The 3,001-nt window shown below is 35.8% G+C and carries 6 protein-coding genes; 5 read left to right on the top strand and 1 reads right to left on the bottom strand.

What is annotated here, in order from left to right:
* From AC1DJR_RS24210 to AC1DJR_RS24190, 5 genes are all read left to right on the top strand, one after another.
* Window positions 1-628: tail fiber domain-containing protein (locus AC1DJR_RS24210; RefSeq protein WP_477003691.1), on the top strand; the 628-nt coding region annotated here is incomplete at its 5' end.
* Between the two features lie 131 nt (window positions 629-759).
* Window positions 760-984: a hemolysin XhlA family protein gene (locus AC1DJR_RS24205; RefSeq protein ID WP_002066685.1), complete on the top strand. Its 225-nt coding sequence runs from the start codon at window positions 760-762 to the stop codon at window positions 982-984.
* A 72-nt stretch (window positions 985-1,056) separates the two neighbouring features.
* A complete protein-coding gene (locus AC1DJR_RS24200) occupies window positions 1,057-1,293 on the top strand; it encodes a hemolysin XhlA family protein (RefSeq protein ID WP_240379936.1) in 237 nt (78 codons plus the stop codon).
* Window positions 1,293-1,532, top strand: coding sequence for a hypothetical protein (locus tag AC1DJR_RS24195; protein ID WP_016108980.1), 240 nt, complete (start codon window positions 1,293-1,295; stop codon window positions 1,530-1,532). Before AC1DJR_RS24200 ends, AC1DJR_RS24195 begins: the two co-directional genes overlap by 1 nt.
* A complete protein-coding gene (locus AC1DJR_RS24190; RefSeq protein ID WP_477003690.1) occupies window positions 1,529-2,593 on the top strand; it encodes an N-acetylmuramoyl-L-alanine amidase in 1,065 nt (354 codons plus the stop codon). Before AC1DJR_RS24195 ends, AC1DJR_RS24190 begins: the two co-directional genes overlap by 4 nt.
* An 81-nt stretch (window positions 2,594-2,674) precedes the next feature.
* Here AC1DJR_RS24190 and AC1DJR_RS24185 read toward each other — a convergent pair.
* Window positions 2,675-3,001: hypothetical protein (locus tag AC1DJR_RS24185; protein ID WP_477003689.1), on the bottom strand; the 327-nt coding region annotated here is incomplete at its 5' end.

The following is a 3,001-nucleotide window of genomic DNA, read 5'->3' as shown; positions in this document are numbered from 1 at the left end:
TGATTTAGTCCTCGGAAGAGTAATGATAAGATCAAGCCTTGTATCAGGTTACGACACCGGATTACAGATTAAAGATACGTTAGGAAATGGATGGCGAGATATAGAATTAAGAACATTAAGAGCAAAAGAAAACATCTCAGTAACTGGAGGCGTATGGGCCAGGGAATTTATTCCTAACTCATCTCGTAAAATCAAAACAAACATTGAAGATTTGAAGTTCTCTGCGCTACAAACACTCAACTCTGTACGTATTAAAAAATACAATATGATTTCTGACGTTGAAAAGTACAATGCAGGTGAAATTGATGTATTGCCTGTATACTATGGTATGATCGCTGAGGATTCTGATAGTGTATTTACAACACCAGAAAAAAATGCAGTCACATTATATAGTTCTGTTTCTATTACAATGCAATCGGTACAAGAATTAGACTGGAAAGCAGACAATATGCAGTTTGATATTGGAATGGTAAAACAAGCGCTTGAAGCAGAAAAACGCGAGAAAGTTTTCATCCAGGATCAACTTTACGACTTAAAGGATTTAGTAGTTCGTCAGGAAGACAGAATAGCAAAGTTAGAAGAATTATTACTACAACAATTAATTGATAAGAAACCAGAGCAGCCATAAGCTGTTTTTTATTTTGAACAAAATACGGCTTTGGTATAAAAATGTCCTTCATAAATTCACAACGAATAGGGTTGTCTCATAGGATATAGAGATTGCTTTATTAAGATTTTTCGAAAAAAGGATGTGAATGTATGGAAGACGTATATGCAAAAATCGACAGCCTAAAAGCAGAACAAAAAGAAATCATGCGAGATATTCGTAACCTAGAAACTCGTACAACTATAAATGAAAAAGATATTTCTACAATCAATAAACAATTAGAAAAAATCAGTCTGAATACCACATGGATTTTACGACTTGTTATTAGCGCTATAGTTATGGCAGTTTTGGGATTGATACTCAAAGGTGGAATTTAGGGTGTGAGTATAAAAGTATTTGCGAAAGAGGGACAAGAGTCTCTCTTTTTATTTTGAAATGAGGTGGTCAAAGTGGAAGGATTACAAGAAGTAAGAAGCGATGTTCAAGAAATCAAGCAAGATATCAAGGACATTCGTTTAGAAATTAAAGGTTTAGAGATGCGAACAACCGGTAACGAAAAAGATATTATCAATATCAATAAACAGCTAGATAAAATCAGTGCCAATACCACCTGGATATTACGACTTATTGTGGGCGGACTTGTTGGGGCAGCTCTTACTTTCTTCTTGAAAGGAGGTGGTGTGTAATGTTTGAAATTACAGTAATGATTGGCATTGTGGTAGGTCTTTCGCAAATTGGGAAAACAATTGGATTACAAACAAAATATGTTCCGTTATTGAATTTAACGCTTGGCATTGTGCTAGGCGTTTTATTTTTGGACGGAGACATCAAAACAAATGTATTTCAAGGAATCATCATTGGACTGTCAGCAAGTGGATTATTTGACCACACAAAAATTATGAAAAAGGATGTTGATGCTAAATGAAAAAGACAATGAAACATATTACCTCGTTTCTTATGATTCTAGTGCTTGCTGGTTCTTTTGCAACAAGTGCTTTTGCTGATAGAATGCTTATTATTCCTGATTTACCAAAACAACCATACCGTTATGGCGTAGGTGCTTATGAAGGCGTTGTTGCTCATTCAACGGCAACTCCAGAAGCTCCAGCTATTAATATTCAAAAATACGAAACTCGTACATGGAGAAATGCATTTGTTCACTATGCGGTAGACTGGAATGAAACGATTCAAATTGCTGATACTAAATACATTGCTTATGGTGGGGGACCAGGTGCAAACAAACGCTTTGTGCACGTAGAGCTTTGCGAAACAGCGGACTACACTAAATTTAAACGCAGCTATGATAAATATGTGAAGTTACTAGCTAAAATCCTACGTGACCGTGGTTTATCTGTTGAAAAAGGATTATGGACTCACTATGACGTAACGAAGTATTTTGGCGGTACAGATCATGAAGATCCACTTGATTACTTAAAATCTCACGGCGTATCTGAAGCGCAATTTAGAGCAGATGTACAACGTGCATACAATAATTCTAGTGCAGAAGTTTCTGTGCCTGAGAAACCATCTAAACCAGCCGAAGTACCAACAGCTGTAACAGATGGTATTGCTTATATCGAGGGTAAGAACGTTAACTTACGTAAAGGACCAGGTACAAGCTATTCTAAAATTCGTCAGTTAAACAAATCAGAATCATATATTGTGTGGGGCGAAAAGGATGGTTGGTTAAATCTTGGCGGTGAGCAATGGATTAAAAACGATCCATCTTATGTGAAGTTTAGTAAGAAAAGCACAGCGGATTCATCTATTGTAGGAAAACGCGTTGTTTCTAAAGTTAATAACCTACGTTTCTACGATGCTCTATCTTGGCAGGATAAAGATGTTGTTGGAACTGTAGATGCTGGTTTAGGGTTCACAGTTGATGCGAAAGTAAGTGTTAACGGTTCGCCACAATATAAAGTGCACAATAGTAAAGGTAAAACATACTATGTAACAGCWAATGAARCCTATGTGTATGTGAAGTAGAAAAAATCAGTTTTTTAATTGAAGCGCACCTCTAATTGTTAGATACAAATAACAATTGGAGGTGCGCTTTTTATGTGTAAATCAAACAAACTTATTTAAAAAGCATTTAGGGATTGAATTATAAGTGAATAGACTTTCCTCTATATGTCTTCCTGCCAGATTAATAAATTGTTCAGGAATATTGATTCGTGCTATCGTGGGGTTGGGATTTCCGGTTCTTTTTAAGGTCACATTTTCACAATAATATTGTGTAACGCCAAGGCCTTGGAAAGCTTCTAAGGATAGCGTTTTTTTTGCATTTGGGTTGTGGAATACAAATAGTCCGTCTGTTAAGGTTTCTTTGGTTTCTGGACTAACAAGACTTATTTTGTAGGGTTCATTTTCATCAAGAAAATCTCTATATAAATT

It is taken from the genome of Bacillus sp. 05T31 (genome assembly GCF_056396725.1).
This window is presented reverse-complemented; position numbering and strand designations above follow the sequence as displayed.